The organism is Kocuria flava, from assembly GCF_001482365.1.
GTDB classification, from domain to species: domain Bacteria; phylum Actinomycetota; class Actinomycetes; order Actinomycetales; family Micrococcaceae; genus Kocuria; species Kocuria flava.
In genome coordinates this window covers 3191243-3213136 of sequence record NZ_CP013254.1, presented here as the reverse complement: position 1 = coordinate 3213136, position 21894 = coordinate 3191243, and the positions used below count along the sequence as shown (strand labels likewise).

Below are 21894 nucleotides of genomic sequence, written 5' to 3'. Positions count from 1 at the left end.
CGCGGCGCCGCACCGGGCGGGGCGGATGCTCCCGCGCCCGCCCGGCCCGGCGCTCCCCGACGGAGATTACGACCGAAAACATGCGGTGACGTGCGGGCCTGACGGGTCCGGCGGGGCGCTCCTATCCTGAGGGCCGGGGACCGGGGGAACCGGGCCGCGGCGGGGCAGGTGGCGTCGTGGTGCGGTGCCGCCGCGCACGGGGCGCCCCCGCCTCCTCCCCGGCAGGATCCGGTGAGCACGACGGAGGCGTCATGACCCGTCCGACCGACCCCTCGGGCACCCGCACCGACGCGGAGCTCGCGGCCGCGGTGCGCCGGGCGGAGCCGGGTGCCGCCGCACGCCTGCGGGCGCGCCACCGGGCGACCGCCCTCGCGGCGGCGGACCTGCGCACCGACGACCCCGCGCGGCTGGCGGACCGGGCGACCGGGCGCGTCCTCGACCGGATCCGCTGCGGCGACGGCCCGCCGGTCTTCCTGAGGGCTCGCGTGGTGGCCGCCGTCGGCGATCTCGTCGGTCGCGATCCCCGGTCCGCCGGGGACCCCGAGCGCCTCGCGGAGCACTACCTGGCGCTCCCGCCCGGCCAGCAGGCCGTGCTGTGGCACCGCGAGGTCGAGGGCCTGTCCGTGGAGCGCACCGCCCGGCTGCTGGGTCTGGGCTCCGCCGCCACGACCGCCCTGCACCTCGAGGCCCGCGCCCGGCTGCGCGCGGCCTGGCGGCGGGCCGCGGCCGCGACGCCGCCGGCCCCGGCGTGCGCGCACTGCGCGGCGGACCTCGGCGCGCTCGCCGACGGCGTGCTCACCGGGGACCGGGCCCGCGCCGTGCGGGAGCACCTGCGCTCCTGCCCCCGGTGCACCGCCGACCACCTGCACCTGCAGGACACCGAGGCCGGGCTGCGCGGCTGGCTGCTGCCCGTCCTCGCGGGGCTGCCGCCCTGGGGACCGGAGGCCCGGCGGCTCGCCGATCGGGTGGCGGCCGCCACCCGGGCCGGCGCGCCCCCGGAGCCGTCCGCGCCGTGGGAGACCGCAGCACGTCCTGCGGGGCCGCACGGGGCGCGGGTGCTCGCGGGGGCCGGGGTGCTCACGGCGGCGGCCCTGCTGGCCGGGCTCGCCGGCTCGGCCGGTCCCGGCGGCCCGGGCCCCGAGGAGCCGGAGCGGGGCGTGGTGCGCGCGGCACCGCCGGAGGCCGTTCCCGGCGACCCCGCCGGCGCGGGAGCGGCGGCGGAGGGCGCACCGGCGGCCGGCGGGCAGCGTCCACCGGAGAGCGCCACCGGCAGCGGCACGGACGCGCCCGGTGCGGCGGAGCCGCCGTCCGGCCGGGCGCGGGGGGTCCTGTCGCTGCCGGCCGTCGAGCCCTCGCCCGGAGCCGTCACCGTGGAGGCCGCCCGCCGGGCCGCGACCCGTCCCGCGGTGCGCGGTCCCCGGCTGCACGAGGACCCCGGCACGGCGGGGGACCCGGTGGTCCGGGACGGGGAGTCGGCGGACCGGGCGTCCCCCGGACCGGGCGACCGTGCGGGGCAGGACGCCGGGCCGCGGAGTCCGGGCCCGCGCGGGGGAGCGCGTCCCCCCGCCCGTCCCGGCGCGCCCGCGCCCGCGACCCCGAGCACTCCCGCGCCGCCGGCCGGGGCACCCGGAGGTCCCGACGAGGCGCCGCGGCCCGGTGCGCCCGCACCCGGGACGCCGGCACCGCCCGCCCCGGAGACGCCTGCGCCGGGATCCCCGGCGCCCGTGCCCGCGGAGGACCCCGCACCCCCGGAGGATCCCGCGCCCCCGGCTCCCGCGCCGGAGCCGCCGGTGCGGCCCGAGCCCGGACCACCGGCGCCGGCCGAGCCACCGGCCGGACCGCCGGCGCCCGCTCCACCGCCGGCCCCCGCCGAGCCGCCCGCCGGACCGCCGGCCGAGCCCCCGGGCCCGCCGTCCGCGCCGGCCCCGCCCGCACCGGTGGAGCCGGCTCCGGCCGGTCCCGGCCCGGCCGCCCCGGACCCGCTGCAGACCGCCTCGCCGCAGCCGTCCCTGCCCGGGGTCGAGGTGCCCGGGGACGGCGTGCCCGTGGACCCGCCCGTCGCGCCGTCGCTCCCGCCGGGGCCCGGGGCCTCTCCGGCCGCCCCGCCGCCCGGGCCGTCCCCGGCGCCGTAGCCGGCGCGCCCCGGACGGGCACGCCGCGTCGTCCCGGGGCCTCGCTCCCGGCCGGCTCGGGATCCCCTGGGAATCGGCCGGGCGGGCCCGCGGGCGGGAAGAGCGGGGGAGCGCCGGCGGTTGTGCTCGGCGGGACCCCCGCGCCCTCCACCGCCGCGGGGGCCACGGCCCTGCGAGAAGGAGACGCGCGCACGATGCACCTGCACCGCCACAACAACGGCCTCAAGACCGTCCTGCTGCTCGGGGGGCTCTGGGCGGTCCTGCTCGCGATCGGGTGGGCGGTGGCCGCCACCACGCGCAGCAGCGCCTTCATCTGGCTCTTCGCCCTGATCGGCCTGGCCTCGACCGCCTACAGCTACTGGAACAGCGACAAGCTCGCGCTGCGGGCCATGCGCGCCATCCCCGTCACGGAGCAGCAGGCGCCCGGCTACTACCGCATCGTCCGAGAGCTCTCGCAGCGGGCGCAGCGGCCCGTGCCGCGGCTCTACATCGCCCCCACGATGAGCCCCAACGCCTTCGCGACGGGCCGCAACCCCGAGAACTCCGCGGTGTGCGTCACGGAGGGGATCCTGCAGCTGCTCGACGAGCGCGAGTTGCGCGGGGTGCTCGGCCACGAGCTGATGCACGTCTACAACCGGGACATCCTCACCTCGTCCGTCGCCGCCGCGGTCGCCGGCATCATCACCGCCGCGGCGCAGGCGCTGCAGTTCGCCGCGATCTTCGGCGGCGGCCGGGGCGACGAACGGGGCAACCCGCTCGTGGGCTTGATCCTGGCCTTCCTGGCCCCGGTGGCGGCAACCGTCATCCAGCTCGCCGTCTCGCGCACCCGCGAGTACGACGCCGACGAGGACGGCGCCCAGCTCACCGGCGACCCCCTGGCCCTGGCCTCGGCGCTGCGCAAGATCGAGATGGGCGCCGGTGCCCGGCCGATGAACCCGGCGGACCAGAAGCTCGTGAACACCTCGCACCTGATGATCGCCAACCCCTTCCGGGGCGGCGGGGCGGCGAGCCTGTTCCGGACCCACCCGCCGACGGCCGACCGCGTCGCCCGCCTGGAGGGCATGGCCGGCATCCGCCGCTGAGGCGCTGCGGACTCCCGCCGCCCGCACCCGCGACGACGTCCGACGACGACGGACGGCGCCGCTCCCCTGCTACAGAAGGGGAGCGGCGCCGTCGTCGTCCGTCCGGGCCGGGTCGGCCCGGGACTCAGCGGTAGTTGATGAACTGCAGGTCGACCTCGAGGTCGGCGCCCTTGAGCAGGGCGATGACGTCCTGGAGGTCGTCGCGGGACTTGGAGGACACCCGCAGCTCGTCGCCCTGGATGGTCGCCTTCACGCCCTTGGGGCCCTCGTCGCGGATGAGCTTGGTGATCTTCTTCGCCTGGTCCTGGGCGATGCCCTCCTTGACGGAGGCCTCGATCCGGTACTCCTTGCCCGAGGCGTACGGCTCCCCGGCGTCGAGGGACTTCAGGGAGATGCCGCGCTTGACGAGCTTGGACTGGAAGACGTCCAGGACGGCGCCGACGCGCTCCTCCGAGCTCGCCTTCATGAGGATCTTCTCGCCGGAGAAGTCGATCTCCGCCCCCACGCCCTTGAAGTCGTAGCGCTGGGCGATCTCCTTCTGCGCCTGGTTCAGGGCATTGGAGACCTCCTGCTTGTCGACCTTGCTGACGACGTCGAACGAGGAATCGCTGGCCATGCTGCCTCCTGGGGGACTCGGGAGTGGCGCGGGCCCGGCGGTGCCGGCCCGCGGTGCGTCGGCCCCAGTCTATGCGGGTGCGCTCCGTCACCGATTCGTGACCTGCGGCCAAGGAACCGTTCAGGTGGGCCTCCCAGGATGGGTGGCATGAGCAAACCCCAGGACCACGACGACGTGGACCCAGGGCGGAGCCGGTCCCGGCGGGGGACCGCCGCCGCCGCGACCGCCCTGGCGGTCCTCCTCCTGACGGGCCTCGGGCTGTCCCCGGCCGCGGCCACCGCGACCGTGACGGCCGACCGGCAGGGGGCGCACGGCCCGGCGTCCGCCGGCGCGGACGGCCTGGACGCCCGGGTCGCGGAGCGGCTCGCCGGGGTCGCCCGCGAGCTGGCGGAGGCCGTCACGCACGGCGAGATCACCCAGGATCAGGCCGTGGCGTTCCTCCAGCAGCTCCGGCGCCGGCTCGGCGCCGCGGCGGAGGGCGCCGGGGCGGCGGCCTGATTTCGCATCGCGTCCGATCTTCTGTAGGGTTGTAGTGCTCCCGCTCGCGGGAGCACCCCGGTGCCGTTGTCCGCAACGGCACGACCGCGGCAGATTACCCGAGCGGCCAAAGGGGGCTGACTGTAAATCAGCTGGCATTGCCTACGGGGGTTCGAATCCCTCATCTGCCACACCCGGCGTCGACGACGTCGCAGGAGCACCCCGGACCGGACGGTCCGGGGTGCTCCTGCATGCGGGCCCCGTCGCCCGTCCCGGAGGAGCGGCCCCGCGGTGCGCTCGTGATCACCGGCCCGGCAGGGCGTGTCCCCCGACACGGGGACGATCCCGGTCCCGGACCGCCCAGCGGAGCCCGCGGGCGGACGACGCCCCCGGCCCCCGGGCAGCCGCGTCGTTCCAGGCCGGACCGGCGTGGCGCCGCGCCCGCCCGTCGCCACCGGAGCGCCGCGTGGGGGGAACACGGCGTTAACCGCTGCGAATAAGATGAAATCTCCTATATCTTGGGGACTGCAGCAGCCAACCGGGCACGGGCCGGCACGCCGAGCCGGTCCGTTCAGGACCCCCCGCCCCGGACGGCGGCGGCGCGAGCGCCCCGCGGTGACCCCGCCGGGGACGTGTGCGAGCGGTCGCCCCATGCTGCCGCCTCGGGGCGCGTCCCGAGGTGCCCCCACGACATGAGGAGACGTACCGAAATGACTGCTGTGAAGAAGTGGGTGGCCGCCGGTTCGTCGGCCGCCGTCCTGGCCGGTGGCCTGTTCCTCGGCGCCCCCGCCGCCCATGCCGACACCTGCGTCCCGGCCGGGGCCAGCCCCGCGGTGACCAACCTGATCACCTCCGCCGACCACCTCTACGACGCCGGCGTGCACTTCAACTCCCTGGTCGAGGACCCGCAGGTCCTCGCCGAGCTGCAGGCCCAGCAGGCCGTGCTCGAGGACGCGATCGTCAACGACGACACCATGGACCGCGCCCGCGGCGCCTGGGGCGAGATCCTGCGCCTGCAGGAGGCCTACGCGGCGAGCTCCGGCGACCAGGCCGTGCAGGACGCCTACGCGGCGACCCGGGCCGCGGCCCAGGGCTTCGAGGCCGCCGCGGTCGAGGCCCGCCAGCAGGGCGAGGTCTACATGGAGGACGGCGCCGACCTGGTCGGGCTCTTCCAGGGCACCTGCGGCGGACTGCTGCCCACCGGCGGCACCGGCGGCGACTGGGGCGGCGACGACTCCGCCCCGGCGACCGGCTCCAACGAGGGCTGGAACGTGGACACCGCCGCCGAGGACAGCGGCAGCACCGGCCTGATCGCCGGGCTGCTGGCCGCCGGCGGCGCCGCCGCCGCGGCGGTCGCGCTGCGCCTGCGCCGCCGCGCCTGAGCGGCCGCGGCCGCCCGCGCCCCGGTGCCGCCCTCGGGCGGCACCGGGGCGTCGTCCCGTCCCGACCCCGAGCCCAGGAGCCGATCCCCGTGGACGCACCCGCACCCTCCGGCCCGACCCGCCGCCGCTGGGCGGCCCCGGCCGCCGGCCTGGCCGTGCTCGCGGTCGGCGCGGGCGTGCTCGCCGGCCAGCCGTGGGCGGACGGGGACGCCGCCCCGGCCCCCCAGGTCTCCGCGACCCGCGACCCGGAGGCGGCCGGAACCCCCGGGCCGGCGCCCGGCGGACAGGACCCGGACGCCCCCGCCGCCGCCCCGCCCGTGCGCCTGGCCGTGCCCGACGCGGGTCTGGACGTCCCCGTGGACCCGCTCACACCCACCGAGCAGGACCTCGCCTCCCGCTCGCTGGTCCCCCCGAAGACCCCGGACGGCTACTGGCTGACCCCCTACGGAGCCCCGGGGCAGGGCTCGAAGAACACGACCTACATCGCCGGGCACAGCTTCGACGGCCGGGACGCGCCGTTCAACGCGCTCAGCGACCCCTCCCTCGTCGGCAGCGAGGTCGAGGTGCAGACGGAGACCGGCACCGTGGCCTTCGAGATCGACTCGGTCGTCACCCACGACAAGAACACGCTCAAGGACAGCGACATCTGGCAGATCGTGCCCGGGCGGCTGGTCATCATCAGCTGCTACACGGAGGACATCTGGGGCAAGAACGTGGTGCTCACGGCGTCCCCGGCGGACTGATCTCCTCCGCGGCCCGTCCCGCCCCGAGGGCGGCCCGCACCCGGGGCACCACCTCGGTGCCCAGCAGCGTGATCGCCTCGAGCGCGAGGTGGTGCGGCATCCCGCCGGCGTCCAGGCGCAGCAGCAGCCGCTCGTGGCCGAGGCCGCGGTGCTGGGCCAGGATCTTGCGCACGACCTCGTCGACGTCGCCCACCACGAGCGAGCCCTCCGGGGCGCACTCGCGGTCGTACTCCGCGCGCGTCCAGCGCGGGTCCTCCGGGCGCACGGGGCCGTGGCTGCGCGCCCCGGCGGCGAAGTACGGGTGGCTCAGCTCCCGCGCCCGCTCCGCCGAGCGGGCCACGAACCCGGGCACCCCCAGGCCCACCGGGGTGGACGGGTCCCGCCCCGCGGCCCGCAGGGCCCGCCGGTAGGTCCCGACGACGGGCCGCGCCGCGGCCCAGGGCCCGTGCGTGCGCAGCAGGACCAGGGGCAGCCCCAGCCGCCCCGCGCGCTCCACCGAGCGGTCGCTGCCCGAGGAGCCCACCCACACCGGCAGCCGCGGCTGCAGCGGCCGCGGCTCGACCGCGAGCTCCCCGGGGTGCCGGCCGAGGCCGCCGCCGAAGGTCGGGGGACTGGACTCGAGCACCTGCAGCAGCTGGTCGAGCCGGTGCTCGAACAGGGCGTCCGGGTCCTCGTCCCCGAGCCCGAGCGCGCGCCGCACCCGCGCCGAGGCGCCGCGGCCCACGATCAGCTCGGCCCGGCCCCCGGAGATGTTGTCCAGCATCGCCACCTGTTCGTAGAGCCGCAGCGGGTCCGCGGCGGGCAGCACGGTCACGGCGGTGGTCAGGCGCAGCAGCCGGGTGCGCCCGGCGATGGCCGACAGCAGCACGAGCGGGGCGGCCGCGACCACGTCGGCGCCGTGGTCCTCCCCGACGCCCATCACGGTCAGGCCGGCGTGCTCGGCGGCCTCGGCCAGCTCGATGATGTCCCGCAGCCGCTGGCGGGCGTCCGGGCGCGCGCCGGTGACCGGGTCGTGGTCCACCTCGCCGAGGGTGAAGATGCCGATCTCGAAGTTCATGCTGGGCCTCCGCACGCGCCGTGCCCTCCCAGTGTAGGAAGGCGGCGGGCCGCGGGACCCGTTGCGGGCTCTTGTGCTCCCAGTGAAATCCGGTGCTTTCCGCCGGGGGCGGTCCGTACGCTGGGGGCATGGCTACCGTTGACATCACCCAGGACACCCTGGGCCAGACCATCGCCGAGAACGACATCGTCCTGCTGGACTGGTGGGCCGACTGGTGCGGCCCCTGCAAGCAGTTCGCCCCGACCTACGAGGCCGCCTCCGAGAAGCACGAGGACGTGGTGTTCGGCAAGGTCGACACCGAGGACCAGCAGATGCTCGCGGCCTCCGCGCAGATCTCCTCGATCCCCACCCTCATGGCCTTCCGCGAGGGCATCCTCGTCTTCTCCCAGCCCGGCGCCCTGCCGGCGTCGGCGCTCGAGCAGGTCATCGAGGCGGTGAAGGGCCTCGACATGGAGGAGGTCCGCGCCGAGGTCGCCAAGCAGCAGGCCCAGGAGCCCGCCCAGGAGTCCTGACCCGCACGCCCCGGGCCCGCGGCCCCGAACTCGCCGCCGCCTCCGCGGCCGGACGCGCACGGCGCCCCGCACCGGCCGGTGCGGGGCGCCGTGCGCGTCCGAGGGGGCTCAGACCACGCCGGTGACCCCGAGCAGGGAGCCCACGGCGAAGGTCGCGGCCAGGGCCAGGGCCCCGCCCACGACGACGCGCAGGGCCGCCCGGGCCTTCTGCGGGGCCCCGCCCAGGTGGGCGCCCAGCCAGCCGGTCAGGCCCAGGGCGGCGAGCACGGCCACGAACGTCACGGGGATCCGCCAGGCCTCGGGGGGCAGCAGGATCGCGAGCAGGGGCAGCACCGCCCCGACCGTGAACGCCAGCGCCGAGGCGACGGCCGCGTTCCAGGGGCTGACGATGTCCTCCTCGTCGATGTTCAGCTCGGCGTCGAGGTGGGCGGCCAGGGCGTCGTGCTCGGTCAGCTCCTCGGCCACCCGCAGGGCCGTCGCGGCGGACAGGCCCTTGCCCTCGTAGATCTCGGCCAGCTCCCGCAGCTCGGCCTCGGGCATGTCCTCGAGCTCCTGCTTCTCCTTGGCGATCAGCGCCCGGTGGGAGTCGGACTGGCTCGAGACGGACACGTACTCGCCCAGGGCCATGGACAGGGCCCCGCCGACGAGCGCGGCGGCGCCGGCGGTGAGGATCGCCGCCGGGTTCGCGGTGGCGCCCGCCACGCCCACGACGGTCGCGGCCACCGAGACGATGCCGTCGTTGGCGCCCAGCACCCCCGCCCGCAGCTTGTTCATCCGCTCGGTGTAGCCGGCCGCGTGCGGCTCGTCGATCACGTGCTCAGCGTTCATGGCCCCATTCAACGCCGGGGAGCGTGGGCCCGCCAGGCAGGGAAGGCTCCCCTCAGCGGTGCCGGTGGTCCTCCGGGTGCAGCCGCGGGGCGAAGGAGGGCTTGCGGAACCCGGAGGCCCGCAGCAGGCGCACCACCCGCTGGCGGTCGCCCCGCCACGGCTCGAGCAGCTCCAGCATCCGCCGGTCGTCGCCGGGGCGGCGGTCGAAGAACCAGCAGACCCAGGCGGCGAGGTGGAAGTCGAAGACGCTCACCGAGTCCGGGTCCCCGTGGGTGCACTGGACGATCTCGGCGACCGTCCACGGCCCCAGTCCCGGCACGGAGCGCAGGCCCCGGTGCAGCCCGGCGTCCAGCGGCGCCCGGCCCAGCCGCTCGAGGGCGGCGGCACGCTCGGCGACCCGCCGGACCGTGGCGGCGCGCGCCCCGTCCACCCCGGCGCGGTGCCACTCCCACACCGGCACGGCCCGCCAGGCCTCGGCCGTGGGCGGCACATGCATCCCCTCCGGCGCGGGCCCCGGGGCGGGCTGCCCGTGGCGGCGCACGAGCAGGCGGTGGGCGGCCACGGCCTCCCGGACGGTCACGCGCTGCTCGAGCACCGAGAGCACCGCCCGGTCGAGGACCCGCCCGGTCGAGGGCAGCCGCAGCCCGGGGTGCAGCCGCCGGGCCGTGCGCAGCCGCTCGGGCAGGGCGGCGAAGGCCGGGGAGGCCTCGAAGCCCGCCCACGAGTCCTCCGCCCCGGCCCATCGGGGGGCCTCGGCCAGGAATGCCGCCGCGCCCGGGCCCCAGGCGCGCACCCGCACCGGCCGGCGCAGGGACGGACCCGGGCCCGGGCGGGAGTAGCAGGCCGAGACCGGGCCCTCGGCGGTGCGGGTGACGACCCACACCAGCTCGGGGGAGAGCACCCGGACCAGGGGGTCGTGGGCCCCGCGGGCGAGCACCCCGAGGGTCTGCCCCAGGTGGAGGGCACCGCCCGGGTCCCAGACGAGCTCCGCGTCCGCGGCGGGGCGCGCGGCGGCGGGGACGGCGGCGGAGGGCATGGGACCATGATGGCAGTCCGCCCCGACGTCCGCGCCGTCCCCGGGAGCAGCCCGCACCATGCCCGCCACCTCCGCCCCGCGCCCCGCGGCCGGTGCGCCGCCGCGCGCCCCCGGCGCCCGCCTCGTGCCCCTGGCCGTGGGCGGGCTCGTGGCCGTCCTGTACCTGTGGTGGTCGCTGCTGCAGTGGCGGCGCGGCGAGGTCCCGTCCTGGGACCTGGCCATCTTCACCCAGCTGGCCCGCTCCTACGCCGAGGGCCGCGGCCCGGAGGTGCACGTGAAGGGCCACGGCTACAACCTGCTCGGCGACCACTTCCACCCCGTGCTGGTGCTGCTGGGCCCCCTCTACGCGCTCTTCCCCTCGGCGCTGACCCTGCTCGTGCTCCAGGACCTGACTGATGGGGGTGTGCGCGTGGGCGATCGCCCGCTCCGGGGTGCGGCTGCTGGGCCGGGGCCCCGGCGCCGCCCTCGGGCTGGCCTGCGGGCTGAGCTTCGGGCTCCAGGCGGCGGTGGCCGTGCAGTTCCACGAGATCGCCGTGGCCGTGCCCCTGCTGGCGCTGTCCCTCGGGGCCCTCGTCGAGCGGCGCTGGAGCGCGGCGGCGGTGTGGGCCGCCCCGGTGGCCCTCGTCAAGGAGGACCTCGGGCTCACCGTGGCCGTCCTGGGCCTGGTCCTGGCGCGGCGGGCCCGTGCGGCCGGGGCCCCGGCCCGGCCCGGCCTCCTGCTCGCCGGGTGGGGCACCGCCTGCAGCGTGCTCGCCGTGACGGTCGTGCTGCCGGCCCTGAACCCGGCGGGGGAGTTCGCCTACGCGGACCGCCTCGACCCCGCCGCGGTGCTCGCGGACCCCCTCGGGGCGCTCACCGCCCTCGTCGTGCCCGGCCGGAAGGCCCTGACCTGGCTGGCGCTGGCGCTCACCGGCGCCGTGCTCGCGCTGCGCTCGCCGCTGGCCCTCGTGGCGCTGCCGACCCTGCTGCGGCGGATGCTCTCCCCGGAGCCGGGCTACTGGGGGGCGGGCTGGCACTACAGCGCCGTGCTGATGCCCGTGGTCCTCGCCGCCCTGCTCGACGCGGTCGTGCGGCTGCGGGCCTCCCGCCGCCCGCGCGCGGTGCTCCTGGGCCGGGCCGGCCCGTGGGCCGCCCTCGGCGTCGCCCTCGTGCTCCTGCCCGCCCACCCGCTCGGGGACCTTGCCGACCCGGCCGCCTACCGCCCCGACCCGCGGGCGGCGGCCAAGGAGGCGACCCTCGCCGCGGTCCCCGAGGGCGCGAGCGTGGCCACCGACCTGACCCTGCTGCACCGGCTGGTGTCCCGGGCCGAGGTGCACTGGCTCGGCAGCACGGGCGACCCGGCGCCGGAGCTCGTCGTCGTCGACCGCGCCGGCACGGCGTGGGGCGGGTCCCGCCCGGGGACGTCGCCGCGTGGGCGGAGCAGCGCTACGGCGCCGCCTACGAGCCAATGCGTGAGCAGGAGCACCTCGTCGTGGTCCGCCGGACGGGGTGAGCGGGCCCGCCCGTGCGCTAGACTGGTCCGACCGACTCCGGTAACTCCCTCACTCTCTCGTGCAACGCGGTGCCGCTTGCGAGCGCACCGTGTTCGGCGGCGACGTGCTCCCGCCGTGTCCGACGCTCCCGCCCCGGCGGGCCCCAGTGGTTGGCAGGGACGTCCGGACACCGCCCTGGCCCGCGCCGTCCCCCGCAAGGACCCGTGGCCGACACCCACGCACCGAACGAGGATCCCGCATGAGCAACGACACCCCCGCCCCCGACGCCACCACGTCCGAGGAGCCGACGACGACGTTCGCCGACCTCGGCGTCGACCCCCGCGTGCTCGCCGCGCTCGACGAGGTCGGCTACGAGAAGCCCTCGCCCATCCAGGCCGCGACCATCCCCGTGCTGCTCTCCGGGCGCGACGTCGTGGGCCTGGCCCAGACGGGCACCGGGAAGACCGCCGCGTTCGCCGTCCCGGCCCTGTCCCGCCTCGCCGAGCTCGCCGACGTCAACGGCGTCTCCCGCGACGTCCAGGTGCTCGTGCTCGCCCCCACCCGCGAGCTGGCCCTGCAGGTGGGGGAGGCCTTCTCCTCCTACGCCACGCACCTCGAGGACTTCCACGTCCTGCCCGTCTACGGCGGTTCGCCCTACGGGCCCCAGCTGGCCGGGCTGCGCCGCGGCGCCCAGGTCGTCGTCGGCACCCCCGGGCGCGTGATCGACCACCTCACGAAGGGCTCCCTGGACCTGTCGAACCTGCAGTACGTGGTCCTCGACGAGGCCGACGAGATGCTGCGGATGGGCTTCGCCGAGGACGTCGAGCAGATCCTCTCGCGCACCCCGGCGGACAAGCAGGTCGCCCTGTTCTCCGCGACCATGCCCCCGGCCATCCGCAAGATCGCCAAGCAGTACCTGCGTGACCCGCAGGAGATCGCGGTGAAGGGCAGGACGACCACGGGCACGAACACCCGCCAGCGCTACCTGCAGGTGATGGGCTCCCACAAGATGGAGGCCATGACCCGCATCCTCGAGGTTGGGGACTACGACGGCGTCATCGTCTTCGTGCGCACCAAGGCCGCCACGGAGGAGGTCGCCGACCGGCTCAAGGCCCGCGGCTACGCCGCCGCCGCGATCAACGGCGACATCCCGCAGAACATGCGCGAGCGCACCGTCGAGGCCCTGCGCGAGGGCAAGGTCGACATCCTCGTGGCCACGGACGTCGCCGCCCGCGGCCTCGACGTCGAGCGGATCTCCCTCGTCGTCAACTACGACATCCCCCACGACACCGAGTCCTACGTCCACCGGATCGGGCGCACCGGCCGCGCCGGGCGCTCCGGCGAGGCGATCCTGTTCATGACCCCCCGGGAGAAGTACCTGCTGCGGGCCATCGAGAAGGCCACCCGCCAGCCGGTCGAGCAGATGCGGATGCCCTCCACCGAGGACGTCAACCGCACCCGCAAGGAGCGCTTCGCCCAGCAGATCACGGACACCATCGAGTCCGAGGACCTCGCCGCGTTCCGCGAGCTCGTCGAGCAGTACCAGTCCGAGCACGACGTCGACGCCGTGGAGGTCGCCGCCGCGATCGCTGTGATGGCCCAGGACGGCCGGCCGTTCTTCGTCGAGGAGCTGCCCGAGGCCCCGCAGCGCACCCGCGACCGCGACCGCGGGGCCCGCGGCGAGGACCGGCCCCGCCGCGAGCCGCGCTCCGAGAAGGGCATGGCCACCTACCGCCTGGCCGTGGGCCACCGCCACCGGGTCTCCCCGGGCTCGATCGTCGGGGCGCTGACCAACGAGGGCGGCCTGGACGGCGCGCAGATCGGCGCGATCGACATCCGCTCCACGCACACCCTGGTCGGGCTGCCGGAGAACCTGCCCGCCGCCGCCGCGGACCGGCTGGCCGGCACCCGGATCAACGGCGAGCTGATCCGCCTCGAGCTCGACCGCGGCCCCGCCGGCGGTGGGGGCGGGCGCCCCCGCGGCACCTCCTCCTACCAGGACCGGCCCCGCCGCGGCGGCCACGACGGCGGCGAGCGCGGCGGCTTCCGCAAGAAGGCCGGCCCGCGCGGGCGCGACGGCGAGGGCGGCTTCCGCAAGCCCCGCCACAAGAAGTACTGAGCCCCCCGCGGGAGCACCACGGCCAGGGGCCCCGGCACGCCGGGGCCCCTGGCCGTTCCTCATCGGGCTCTCACGTCCCGTCGCTAGGGTGAGGCCCATGACGGGCACGCGCTGGGAGCGGCTGCGCACGGAGCTGCGCTCCGTGCGCTCCCGCGTGCTGGCCACGGTCCTGGCCGTGCTGGCCGCCGCGCTGCTGCTGGTCGGCGGGCTGACGCACTACCTGCGGCTCGTGGACGTGGACGAGTCGGTCCGCCAGGACATCGTCCAGGAGGCGGGGGAGCTGCAGCGGCTCGCCCAGCGGGGGCCGCTGGGTCCGGACGCCTCCCCGACGGAGGACCTCGACGCGGCGGCCGAGGAGCCGTTCGCCGACCTCGACCAGCTCTTCTACACCTTCCTGACCACGACCGTGCCCGGGGAGTACGAGGCCATCCTCGCGGTCGTCGACGGGGAGCCGGCCTTCGAGCACGCCGACCGCTCCGGGTTCCAGCTCGACGACCCGGCCACCCTCGCCGCGGTCGCCGAGCGCTCCCGGCCCGGGCAGACCGTGGTCTTCGACCACCGGCAGGGCGAGCGGCAGCTGCGCCTGGGGGTCATCCCCGTGGACCTGGCCGCCGACGACCGGCCGGCCCACCTCGTGGTGGGCTTCGACATGAGCGCCCAGCGCGGGCTCGTGCTGGAGTCGCTGGGCCGCTACCTCGCGATCGCCGGGCTGACCCTCGTCGTCGCCGGGGCGGCCGCCTACGTGCTCGTGGGGCGGGTCACCGCCCCCATCACCCGGCTGCGCCGGGCCACCGAGCAGATCAGCCCCGACGACCTCGGCCGCCGCGTGCCCGTCACCCGCGAGGACTCCGACGTCGGGCAGCTCGCGGTGAACTTCAACGGCATGCTCGCGCGCATCGAGGCCGGGTTCCGCCAGCAGCGCCAGTTCCTCGACGACGCCGCCCACGAGCTGCGCACGCCCCTGACGATCCTGCACGGCAACCTCGAGCTCATGGACGAGCACGACCCCGCCGACGTCGCCGAGACCCGGGCGGTGCTGCTCGACGAGATCGGGCGGATGAACCGGCTCGTGGAGGACCTGCTGCTGCTGGCCAAGGCCCAGCGCGCCGACTTCGTCCGCCCCGGCACGGTGGACCTGGGCCCGTGGCTGGACACGACCCTCGAGCGGGCCCGGGCCCTGGGGGAGCGGGACTGGCGCCTCGACGCCCGCGCCGAGGGGCTCGTGCGCGCCGACGAGCAGCGCCTCACCCAGGCGGTCCTGCAGCTGGCCGCCAACGCCGTGAAGTTCTCTGCGCCCGGGGACGTCGTCGCCCTCGGCACCGCCGACTCCACGGGCTCCGCCGCCCCGGGGACCGGGCGCGAGCTGGAGATCTGGGTGCGCGACACCGGCCCCGGGATCGCCGAGGCCGACCAGCAGCGGATCTTCGAGCGCTTCGCCCGCGCCGAGACGGGGCGCACCGTGGAGGGCTCCGGGCTGGGCCTGGCCATCGTCGCCGCGATCGCCCACGCCCACGGCGGCGACGTCCGGGTCCGCTCCCGCCCCGGCGCGGGCGCCACGTTCACCGTGCGGCTGCCCCTGGACCCCGCCGGCCGCGCCGTCCCCACCGCGCCCCCGGCCCCCGCCGCCCCGGCGCCCCCGGCCGGGGAGCCCGCACCCCCGCCGGGCGGGACGCCGGGGGCCGGACCGCACCCGAGCCGGACGCACGAGTCCAGGAAGTAGAGGAACCCCATGGCCACCATCCTCATCGCCGAGGACGAGGAGCGGATCTCGCGCTTCATCCAGAAGGGCCTGCGCGCGGCCGGCTACACCACGACCGTCGTGGAGGACGGCCCGACCGCCCTGGACTGGGCGAGCACCGGGGACTTCGACCTGCTCGTCCTCGACGTCGGCCTGCCCGGGATGGACGGGTTCACCGTGCTCTCCGTGCTGCGCTCGATGGGCTTCACCCTGCCGGTGATCATGTGCACGGCCCGGGACTCCGTGGAGGACACGGTCGCCGGCCTGGACAAGGGCGCCGACGACTACCTCGCGAAGCCCTTCCGCTTCCAGGAGCTGCTCGCCCGCGTCCGGGCCCGGCTGCGGGAGCGGGCCGCCCACGACCCGGCCCGCGAGGAGCTGCGCTGCGGCTCGCTCTCCCTCGACGTCAACACGCGCTGCGCGGTGGTCGAGGGACGGGAGGTGGAGCTCTCCGCCCGCGAGTTCGCGATGGCCCGCGCCTTCGTGCAGCACCCCGGGCAGGTGCTGACCCGGGAGCAGCTGCTGAACAAGGTCTGGGGCCACGACTTCGAGGGCTCCTCCAACGTGGTCGACGTCTACGTCCGCTACCTGCGCACCAAGCTGGGCCCCGAGCGGATCGTCACCGTGCGGGGGGCCGGCTACCGCCTCGCCGCCCGCTGAGCGCACCGCGGGGGCACCGCGGCCGGACCCCGGGGAACCCCACCGCCGGTGCGCGGAGCACCGGCGGGCGGATGAGAGCCTTTTCATGAACGGCTCATGTTCGCATCATGTTCGTCCGGCACCGTGGGAACCCACGGACAGCGCCGGAGACGCCGGCGCCCCGCCGAGGAGGACACGATGCGCGAGACCGAACTGCGGGTGGTGCTGTACTCGCACGACTCCCAGGGCCTCGGCCACACCCGCCGGAACCTGGCGCTGGCCCGGGCCCTGGCCCGCACCCTGCCCGCCACGACCGGCCGCCGGGTCTCCGGGATGCTGCTCACCGGGGTCGACGCCACCGCCGTTCCCGGACTGCCGGAGGGCTTCGACCGGGTGGTGCTGCCGGGCATCCGCAAGACCGGCGGCGGCTACGCCCCCCGGGGCCTCGCCGTCGGGATGGACCGGCTCACCGCCCTGCGCTCGGGCCTGCTCGACGCCGCCCTCACCGGCTTCCGGCCCCACCTCGTCGTCGTCGACCGCCACGCCTGGGGCGTGGACCGGGAGCTGCTCGGACCGCTGCTGCGCCTGCGCGCCGCGCACCCGGGCACGGCGGTCGTGCTCGGCCTGCGGGAGGTGCTCGACGAGCCCGCCGCCGCCGCCCGCGAGTGGGCCGCCCTCGGGGACCTCGAGCTCGTCCGCCGCGTCTACGACCAGGTCTGGGTCTACGGCGACCCCGCCGTGCACGACCCCGTCGCCACCAGCGAGGTCCCCGCCCGGCTCGCCGACCTGGTGCGGCACACCGGCTACCTCGCGACCGGGCGGGAGGCCGGGCCCCGCACGAGCGGCACGGGCCGGCCCTACGTCCTGTCCATGGCCGGGGGCGGCTCCGACGGCGCCGCCCTGACCCTCGCCGCGGCCCGGGCCCGGGTGCCCCACGGCCACGGTCACGTCGTCGTCGCCGGGCCCCAGATGCCGGCGGCGGACCTCGCCCGGGTGCGCGCGGCCGCCCGGCCCGGCACCACCGTGCTGCCCAGCGTGCCCGACGCCCTGGCCGAGGTCCGCGAGGCCGCGGCGGTGGTCTCGATGGGCGGCTACAACTCGGTCGCCGAGGTCCTCGCCACCACCACCCCCGCCCTCGTGGTCCCGCGCGAGCGGCCCCGCCGCGAGCAGCTGATCCGCGCCCGGGCGCTGCAGGCCCGCGGGGCCGTGGACGTGCTGAGCCCCGGCGCGCTCACCACCGGGGCGGTCGAGGCGTGGCTGCACCGCGCCGTCGGGACCGTGCGGACCCGCCACCACCTCGCCCTCGACGGGCTGCGCACGGTGCCCGTGCTCGCCGCCGGGCTGCTCGCGGCCCGCGGCCCCGCCGGCCCGCCCGCGGCGCCGGAGGCCCCCGCCCCCTCGTACGCCGGAGGTGCCCGGTGAGCGCCCCCGGACACCGCGTCGGCTACGTCCTGAAGGTCTACCCGCGCTTCTCCGAGACCTTCGTGGTCTCCGAGATCCTCGCCCGCGAGGCCCAGGGCGAGCAGCTGGAGATCTTCTCCCTGCGCCACAGCACCGACCCGCGCTTCCACCCCGAACCGGCCCGCGTCCAGGCGCCGGTGACCCACGTCGGCCGGCCCGAGCGGGCCGCGGAGGGCTGGGCGGTGCTCGCCCGCGCCGCGGAGGTCGTCCCCGGCTTCGCCGGGCGGCTGGCCGCGCTGCTGCCGGAGCTCGCCCGCACCGAGGCCTCCGAGGTCCACCAGGGGGTGGCCCTGGCCACGGCCGTCGTGGAGCACGGGATCACGCACCTGCACGCCCACTTCGCGTCCCTCGCCGCCCGCGTCGCCGAGATCGCCTCCCGGCTCACCGGCGTGCCCTTCACCGTCACGACCCACGCCAAGGACATCTTCCACGAGTCCGTGGACCCGGACCGCCTCCGGCGCACCCTCGCGCGGGCCCGGACCGTGGTGGCGATCTCCGAGCACAACCGCCGCCACCTGGCCGGCCGGTTCCCCGAGCACGCCGCGACGCTGCGGCTGGTCCGCAACGGCCTCGAGCTCGAGCGCTTCCCCTACCGGGACCCGCGCCCGCCGGGGGAGCGGCTGCACGTGGCCGCCGTGGGCCGGCTCGTGCCGAAGAAGGGCTTCGACCGGCTCCTGCACGCCGCCGCCCGCCTGCGCGCCGAGGGCCGGTCCCTGCGCCTGAGCATCGCCGGCGGCGGTGAGCTCGCCGGGCCGCTGGGGGCGCTCGCGGCACGGCTGGGCCTCGAGGACGCCGTCGAGCTGCTCGGCCCCCGCACCCAGGCCGAGGTCGCCGCCCTGCTGCGCACCGCCGACGTCTTCGCCGCCCCCTGCGTCGTGGGTCCCGACGGCAACGCCGACGGGCTGCCCACCGTCCTGCTCGAGGCGATGGCCATGGGCGTGCCCGTGGTCGCCACCGACGTCACCGGCATCCCCGAGGCCGTGCGGGAGGGGCCCCCGCGCACCGGGCTGCTCGTGCCCGCCGACGACGTCGCGGCCCTGGCCCGGGCGCTCGCCCGCGCCGCGGACCCCGGCTTCGACCGGGTCGGCACGGCGCGCGCCGCCCGCGCCCTCGTCGAGCGCGAGCACGACGGCGCCCGGCAGGCCGCGGCGCTGCGGGCGCTGCTGCCGCCCGCGCCCCCCGCCCGCCCGACCGACCCGGCCCCCGCGGCCCCCGCCCCCGAAGGAGCGCTGCGCTGATGCGTCTGGCCTATCTCTGCGCCGATCCCGGCGTGCCCGTGTTCGGGACCAAGGGCGCCTCCGTGCACGTCCAGGAGGTGCTGCGCGCCTGGCGGGCCCGCGGCGCCGAGGTCCGCCTCTACGCGACGCGCCTCGGCGAGGACGTGCCCGCCGACCTGCGCGAGGTCCCCGTCGTCCACGTCCCCGTGCCCGCCCCGCCCGCGACCGGGGACGCGGACCGCACCGCCCGGGTGGCGGCCCGGGAGCGCGCCCAGGCCCGGGCCGCCCGGCTGCTGGCCGAGCGCGCGGCGGCCGACGGCGCCGACGCCGTCCACGAGCGCTACTCCCTGTTCTCCACCGCTCTCGCCGAGGTCACGGCCCGCCTCGGGGTCCCCGGCGTGCTCGAGGTCAACGCCCCGCTGATCGACGAGCAGCGCACCCACCGGGACCTCGTGGACGGGGCCGCCGCCCACGCCGCCCTGGCCGCCCAGGTCGCCGCCGCCGAGCGCACCGCGTGCGTCTCCGCCCCGGTCGCCCGGTGGGTCCGGCAGCGCACCGGCGCCCCGGCCGGGCGGGTCGTGGTCGCCCCCAACGGGGTCGACCCCCGGCGGGTCGGGCCCTGCGCCGACGCCGCCGCCGAGGGCCCGGACCCGGCCCCGCCCGTCGTCGTCTTCGTGGGCACGCTCAAGCCCTGGCACGGTGTGGAGCACCTCGTGCGCGCCCGGGCGGCGGCCGCGCGCGACTGGCGGCTGCGGATCGTCGGCGACGGCCCGCAGCGGGCCGCGCTCGAGCGGCTCGCGGCCGCGCTGGGCGTTACCGTCGAGTTCACCGGCGCCGTGGCCCCCGCCGCCGTGCCGGGGCTGCTGCACGACTGCGCGGTCGCCGCCGCCCCCTACCCGGCGGCCCGGGCGGCGGAAGAGCAGTACTTCTCGCCGCTGAAGCTCTACGAGTACGCCGCCGCGGCGCTGCCCGTGGTCGCCTCCGCGGTGGGGCAGATCCCCTCGGTCGTCGAGGACGGGACCACCGGCCTGCTCGTGCCCGGCTCCGACCCCGCCGCCCTCGCCCGCGCCGTGGACGCCCTGGTCGCCGACCCGGCGCGGCGCCGGGGGATGGGCCGGGCCGCCCGCCGCGAGGCCGTGGACCGGCACTCCTGGGACGCGGTGCTGGGCCGGGTCCTCGCCGGCACCGCCCTCGAGCACCCCGGGGGCCGGGCCGCCCCGCCGCCCGCCGCCGGACGGCGTGCGGCGGGGCGCACCGGGGCGGTGCCGGCGTGAGCCGCGGGGACCGGGCACGGGTCGACCTCCGCGCGGTGCGGCGCACCCTCGCCCTGATCGGCCCGCACGTGCGCGAGCACCGCCTGCTCGTGGCGGGCGGGGTGCTCGTGCTCCTGGCGGAGGTCGCGTTCCGGGTGCTCGAGCCCTGGCCGCTGAAGGTCGTCGTGGACGCGCTCTCCCGCTCCCTCGGCGCGCAGAACGTCGACGGCTGGATCCCCGAGGCCTCGTGGGAGCTGCTGCTCGCGGCCGGGCTGGCCACCGTGGCGATCACGGGCTTCCGGGCGCTGTGCAGCTTCCTCGCCACGGTCGCCTTCGCCCTCGTCGGCTCCCGCGTCACCACCGTGCTGCGCGCCCGGGTCTTCGACCACGTCCAGGCCCTCTCCGCCCGCTACCACGCGGTGGCCCGCACCGGGGACACCGTCCAGCGTCTCGTCTCCGACATCGGCCGGCTGCAGGAGGCCGCCGTCGGCGCGGGGCTGCCGCTGCTGGCCAACGTCGTCACCCTCGTGGCCATGTGCACGGTCATGGTCGTGCTGGACCCGCTGCTGGCCGCCGTCGTCGTCCTGGCCCTGCTCGCGTTCCTGGCCGTCGGGCGCGGCTCCGCCGCCCGGATCACCCAGGCCTCCCGCCGCACCCGCCAGGGGGAGGCGGCGCTCGCGAACACCGCCCACGAGGCCCTCGGCGCGATCCGCACCGTGCAGGCCTACGGGCTCGAGGAGGCCACGGCCCGCACGTTCCGCGCCGCCAACGGCCAGGCCCTCACCGAGGGCGTGCGCTCCCGGCGCCTGGCCGCGGGCCTCGAGCGCTCCACGGACGTGATCGTGGGCGTGGCCACCGCGGCCGTCGTGGTCGGCGGCGGGCTGCGGGTGCTGGAGGGGGCGATGACCCTGGGCGACCTCGTGCTGTTCACCACCTACCTCAAGACCTGCATGAAGCCCCTGCGGGACCTGGCCAAGTACACCGGGCGGATCGCCCGCGCCGCCGCCTCCGGGGAGCGCGTCGCCGAGCTGGTGGACGAGGTCCCCGACGTCCGCGAGCTCCCCGGTGCGCGCACCCTCGAGGGGGTCCGCGGGGAGCTCGTCCTCGCCGGCGTCGAGGCCGCCCACGGGGACCCCGCCGCCGGCGCGCCCACCGTGCTGCGCGGGATCGACCTGCGCGTCCCCGCCGGTCAGCACGTCGCCGTCGTCGGGCCCTCCGGGTCCGGGAAGTCCACGCTCGCCGCCCTGCTGGTGCGCAGCATGGACCCCGTGGCGGGGTCCGTGTCCCTCGACGGCCACGACCTGCGCCTGCTGAGCCTGGCCACCGTGCGCGGGAGCGTGGCCCTGCTGCTGCAGGACTCCGTGCTCTTCCACGGCAGCGTGCGAGAGAACATCCGTCTCGGCCGCCCCGGCGCCACGGACGCCGAGGTCGAGCAGGCCGCCCGGGCCGCGCAGGCCCACGGGTTCGTCTCCGCGTTCCCCCGGGGCTACGACACCCCGGTCGGGGAGCGGGGCTCGACCGTCTCGGGCGGGCAGCGCCAGCGCCTGGCCATCGCCCGAGCCCTGCTGCGCGACGCCCCCGTGGTCGTGCTCGACGAGGCGACCACCGGGCTGGACCCCGAGGCGGCCCGCGAGGTCGTCGCCGCGCTGCGCCGGCTCGTGCGCGGGCGGACCTCCCTGGCCGTGACCCACGACGCCGCCCTGGCCCTGTCCGCCGACCGGGTGCTGTGGCTGCAGGACGGGCGGATCCTGCTCGACGGCACCCCCGCGGAGCTGCTCGCCGACCCCGACGGTCCCTTCGCCGCCTGGGTCGAGCAGCAGCGGGCCCGGCGGGACGAGGGGGCGGCCGCGCCCGGTCCCGGCGCGCACGAGCGGCCGGAGGTCCTCCGGTGAGCGCCGGGCTGCCCGCCACCGCCGCCTCCCTGCCCGGGCTCGCGGTCCTGCTCGACCCGGCGCGCCTCGGGGAGCTGTTCGCCGACGTGCTCGGAGCGCCGCCGGTCACGGGCGCCCTGCGCTACAAGCCCGGGGTCTCGGCGGTGGTGCGCGTGCGCTGCCCCCGCACCGGGGCCGTGCACTGGGCCGCGACGACCGCCTCGGGGGCCCTGCTCCAGAAGTTCGCCGGCCGCGGCCG

General features: G+C 77.5%; 17 protein-coding genes, 1 tRNA gene and 2 pseudogenes. 16 read left to right on the top strand and 4 right to left on the bottom strand.

Features of this window, described 5'->3' with window-relative positions; all coding sequences use genetic code 11:
- Nucleotides 1–251 precede the first annotated feature (251 nt).
- Both AS188_RS17695 and htpX read left to right on the top strand, forming a co-directional pair.
- Nucleotides 252–2132: a zf-HC2 domain-containing protein gene (locus tag AS188_RS17695; RefSeq protein ID WP_058859419.1), complete on the top strand. Its 1881-nt coding sequence runs from the start codon at nt 252–254 to the stop codon at nt 2130–2132.
- 200 nt (nt 2133–2332) lie between these two features.
- Entirely contained in the window at nt 2333–3214 is an 882-nt protein-coding gene (gene htpX / locus AS188_RS14385) for a zinc metalloprotease HtpX (RefSeq protein WP_058859971.1), read from the top strand.
- 124 nt (nt 3215–3338) lie between these two features.
- Here the strand turns inward: htpX and AS188_RS14380 are convergent, their stop codons facing one another.
- A complete protein-coding gene (locus AS188_RS14380; RefSeq protein WP_058859418.1) occupies nt 3339–3830 on the bottom strand; it encodes a YajQ family cyclic di-GMP-binding protein in 492 nt (163 codons plus the stop codon).
- Nucleotides 3831–3977: 147 nt separating this feature from the next.
- Here AS188_RS14380 and AS188_RS14375 point away from each other — a divergent pair, with 147 nt between their 5' ends.
- The 4 genes from AS188_RS14375 (at nt 3978) to AS188_RS14360 (ending at nt 6432) form a co-directional block, all read left to right on the top strand.
- Nucleotides 3978–4328, top strand: coding sequence for a hypothetical protein (locus tag AS188_RS14375; protein ID WP_058859417.1), 351 nt, complete (start codon nt 3978–3980; stop codon nt 4326–4328).
- 88 nt (nt 4329–4416) lie between these two features.
- Nucleotides 4417–4498: transfer RNA gene (locus tag AS188_RS14370), tRNA-Tyr, on the top strand.
- Nucleotides 4499–5017: 519 nt separating this feature from the next.
- A complete protein-coding gene (locus tag AS188_RS14365; RefSeq protein ID WP_147050723.1) occupies nt 5018–5689 on the top strand; it encodes a hypothetical protein in 672 nt (223 codons plus the stop codon).
- An 89-nt stretch (nt 5690–5778) separates the two neighbouring features.
- The gene (locus AS188_RS14360; protein ID WP_058859415.1) at nt 5779–6432 is read left to right on the top strand and encodes a class F sortase; all 654 of its coding nucleotides are present in this window, start codon (nt 5779–5781) and stop codon (nt 6430–6432) included.
- Here the strand turns inward: AS188_RS14360 and AS188_RS14355 are convergent.
- Entirely contained in the window at nt 6410–7489 is a 1080-nt protein-coding gene (locus AS188_RS14355; protein WP_058859414.1) for an LLM class flavin-dependent oxidoreductase, read from the bottom strand. The genes AS188_RS14360 and AS188_RS14355 overlap by 23 nt on opposite strands.
- 128 nt (nt 7490–7617) lie before the next feature.
- Here AS188_RS14355 and trxA point away from each other — a divergent pair, with 128 nt between their 5' ends.
- A complete protein-coding gene (trxA, locus tag AS188_RS14350; RefSeq protein WP_058859413.1) occupies nt 7618–8001 on the top strand; it encodes a thioredoxin in 384 nt (127 codons plus the stop codon).
- 108 nt (nt 8002–8109) lie between these two features.
- Here trxA and AS188_RS14345 read toward each other — a convergent pair whose 3' ends face one another.
- Nucleotides 8110–8829: a VIT1/CCC1 transporter family protein gene (locus AS188_RS14345; protein ID WP_058859412.1), complete on the bottom strand. Its 720-nt coding sequence runs from the start codon at nt 8827–8829 to the stop codon at nt 8110–8112.
- 52 nt (nt 8830–8881) lie between these two features.
- Complete coding sequence (locus AS188_RS14340; protein ID WP_058859411.1) at nt 8882–9865, bottom strand: DNA-3-methyladenine glycosylase family protein; 984 nt, start codon at nt 9863–9865, stop codon at nt 8882–8884.
- A gap of 58 nt (nt 9866–9923) precedes the next feature.
- Here AS188_RS14340 and AS188_RS17605 point away from each other — a divergent pair.
- From AS188_RS17605 to AS188_RS14300, 9 genes and pseudogenes are all read left to right on the top strand, one after another.
- Nucleotides 9924–10190 (top strand): annotated as a pseudogene (locus AS188_RS17605) (DUF2079 domain-containing protein); the annotation flags it as partial.
- 70 nt (nt 10191–10260) lie between these two features.
- Nucleotides 10261–11130: pseudogene (locus AS188_RS16645) on the top strand (DUF2079 domain-containing protein); the annotation flags it as partial.
- Nucleotides 11131–11503: 373 nt separating this feature from the next.
- Nucleotides 11504–13456, top strand: coding sequence for a DEAD/DEAH box helicase (locus AS188_RS14330; RefSeq protein WP_373865633.1), 1953 nt, complete (start codon nt 11504–11506; stop codon nt 13454–13456).
- Nucleotides 13457–13553: 97 nt separating this feature from the next.
- Nucleotides 13554–15176 (top strand): sensor histidine kinase, encoded by a 1623-nt coding sequence (locus tag AS188_RS14325; RefSeq protein ID WP_058859408.1) that lies wholly within the window; start codon nt 13554–13556, stop codon nt 15174–15176.
- A gap of 9 nt (nt 15177–15185) precedes the next feature.
- Nucleotides 15186–15854 carry a response regulator transcription factor gene (locus AS188_RS14320; RefSeq protein ID WP_058859407.1) on the top strand — a complete coding sequence of 223 codons (669 nt, stop codon included), beginning with the start codon at nt 15186–15188 and terminating at the stop codon, nt 15852–15854.
- Nucleotides 15855–16031: 177 nt separating this feature from the next.
- Nucleotides 16032–17255 (top strand): glycosyltransferase family protein, encoded by a 1224-nt coding sequence (locus AS188_RS17270; RefSeq protein ID WP_058859406.1) that lies wholly within the window; start codon nt 16032–16034, stop codon nt 17253–17255.
- Nucleotides 17252–18532, top strand: a complete 1281-nt coding sequence (locus tag AS188_RS17265) for a glycosyltransferase (protein ID WP_186815366.1) — start codon at nt 17252–17254, stop codon at nt 18530–18532. Before AS188_RS17270 ends, AS188_RS17265 begins: the two co-directional genes overlap by 4 nt.
- Complete coding sequence (locus tag AS188_RS14305; protein ID WP_083529479.1) at nt 18532–19785, top strand: glycosyltransferase family 4 protein; 1254 nt, start codon at nt 18532–18534, stop codon at nt 19783–19785. The genes AS188_RS17265 and AS188_RS14305 overlap by 1 nt, the downstream gene beginning before the upstream one ends.
- On the top strand, nt 19782–21656 hold the full coding sequence (locus AS188_RS14300) for an ABC transporter ATP-binding protein (RefSeq protein ID WP_058859405.1): 1875 nt from the start codon (nt 19782–19784) through the stop codon (nt 21654–21656). The genes AS188_RS14305 and AS188_RS14300 overlap by 4 nt, the downstream gene beginning before the upstream one ends.
- Nucleotides 21657–21894: the final 238 nt, after the last annotated feature.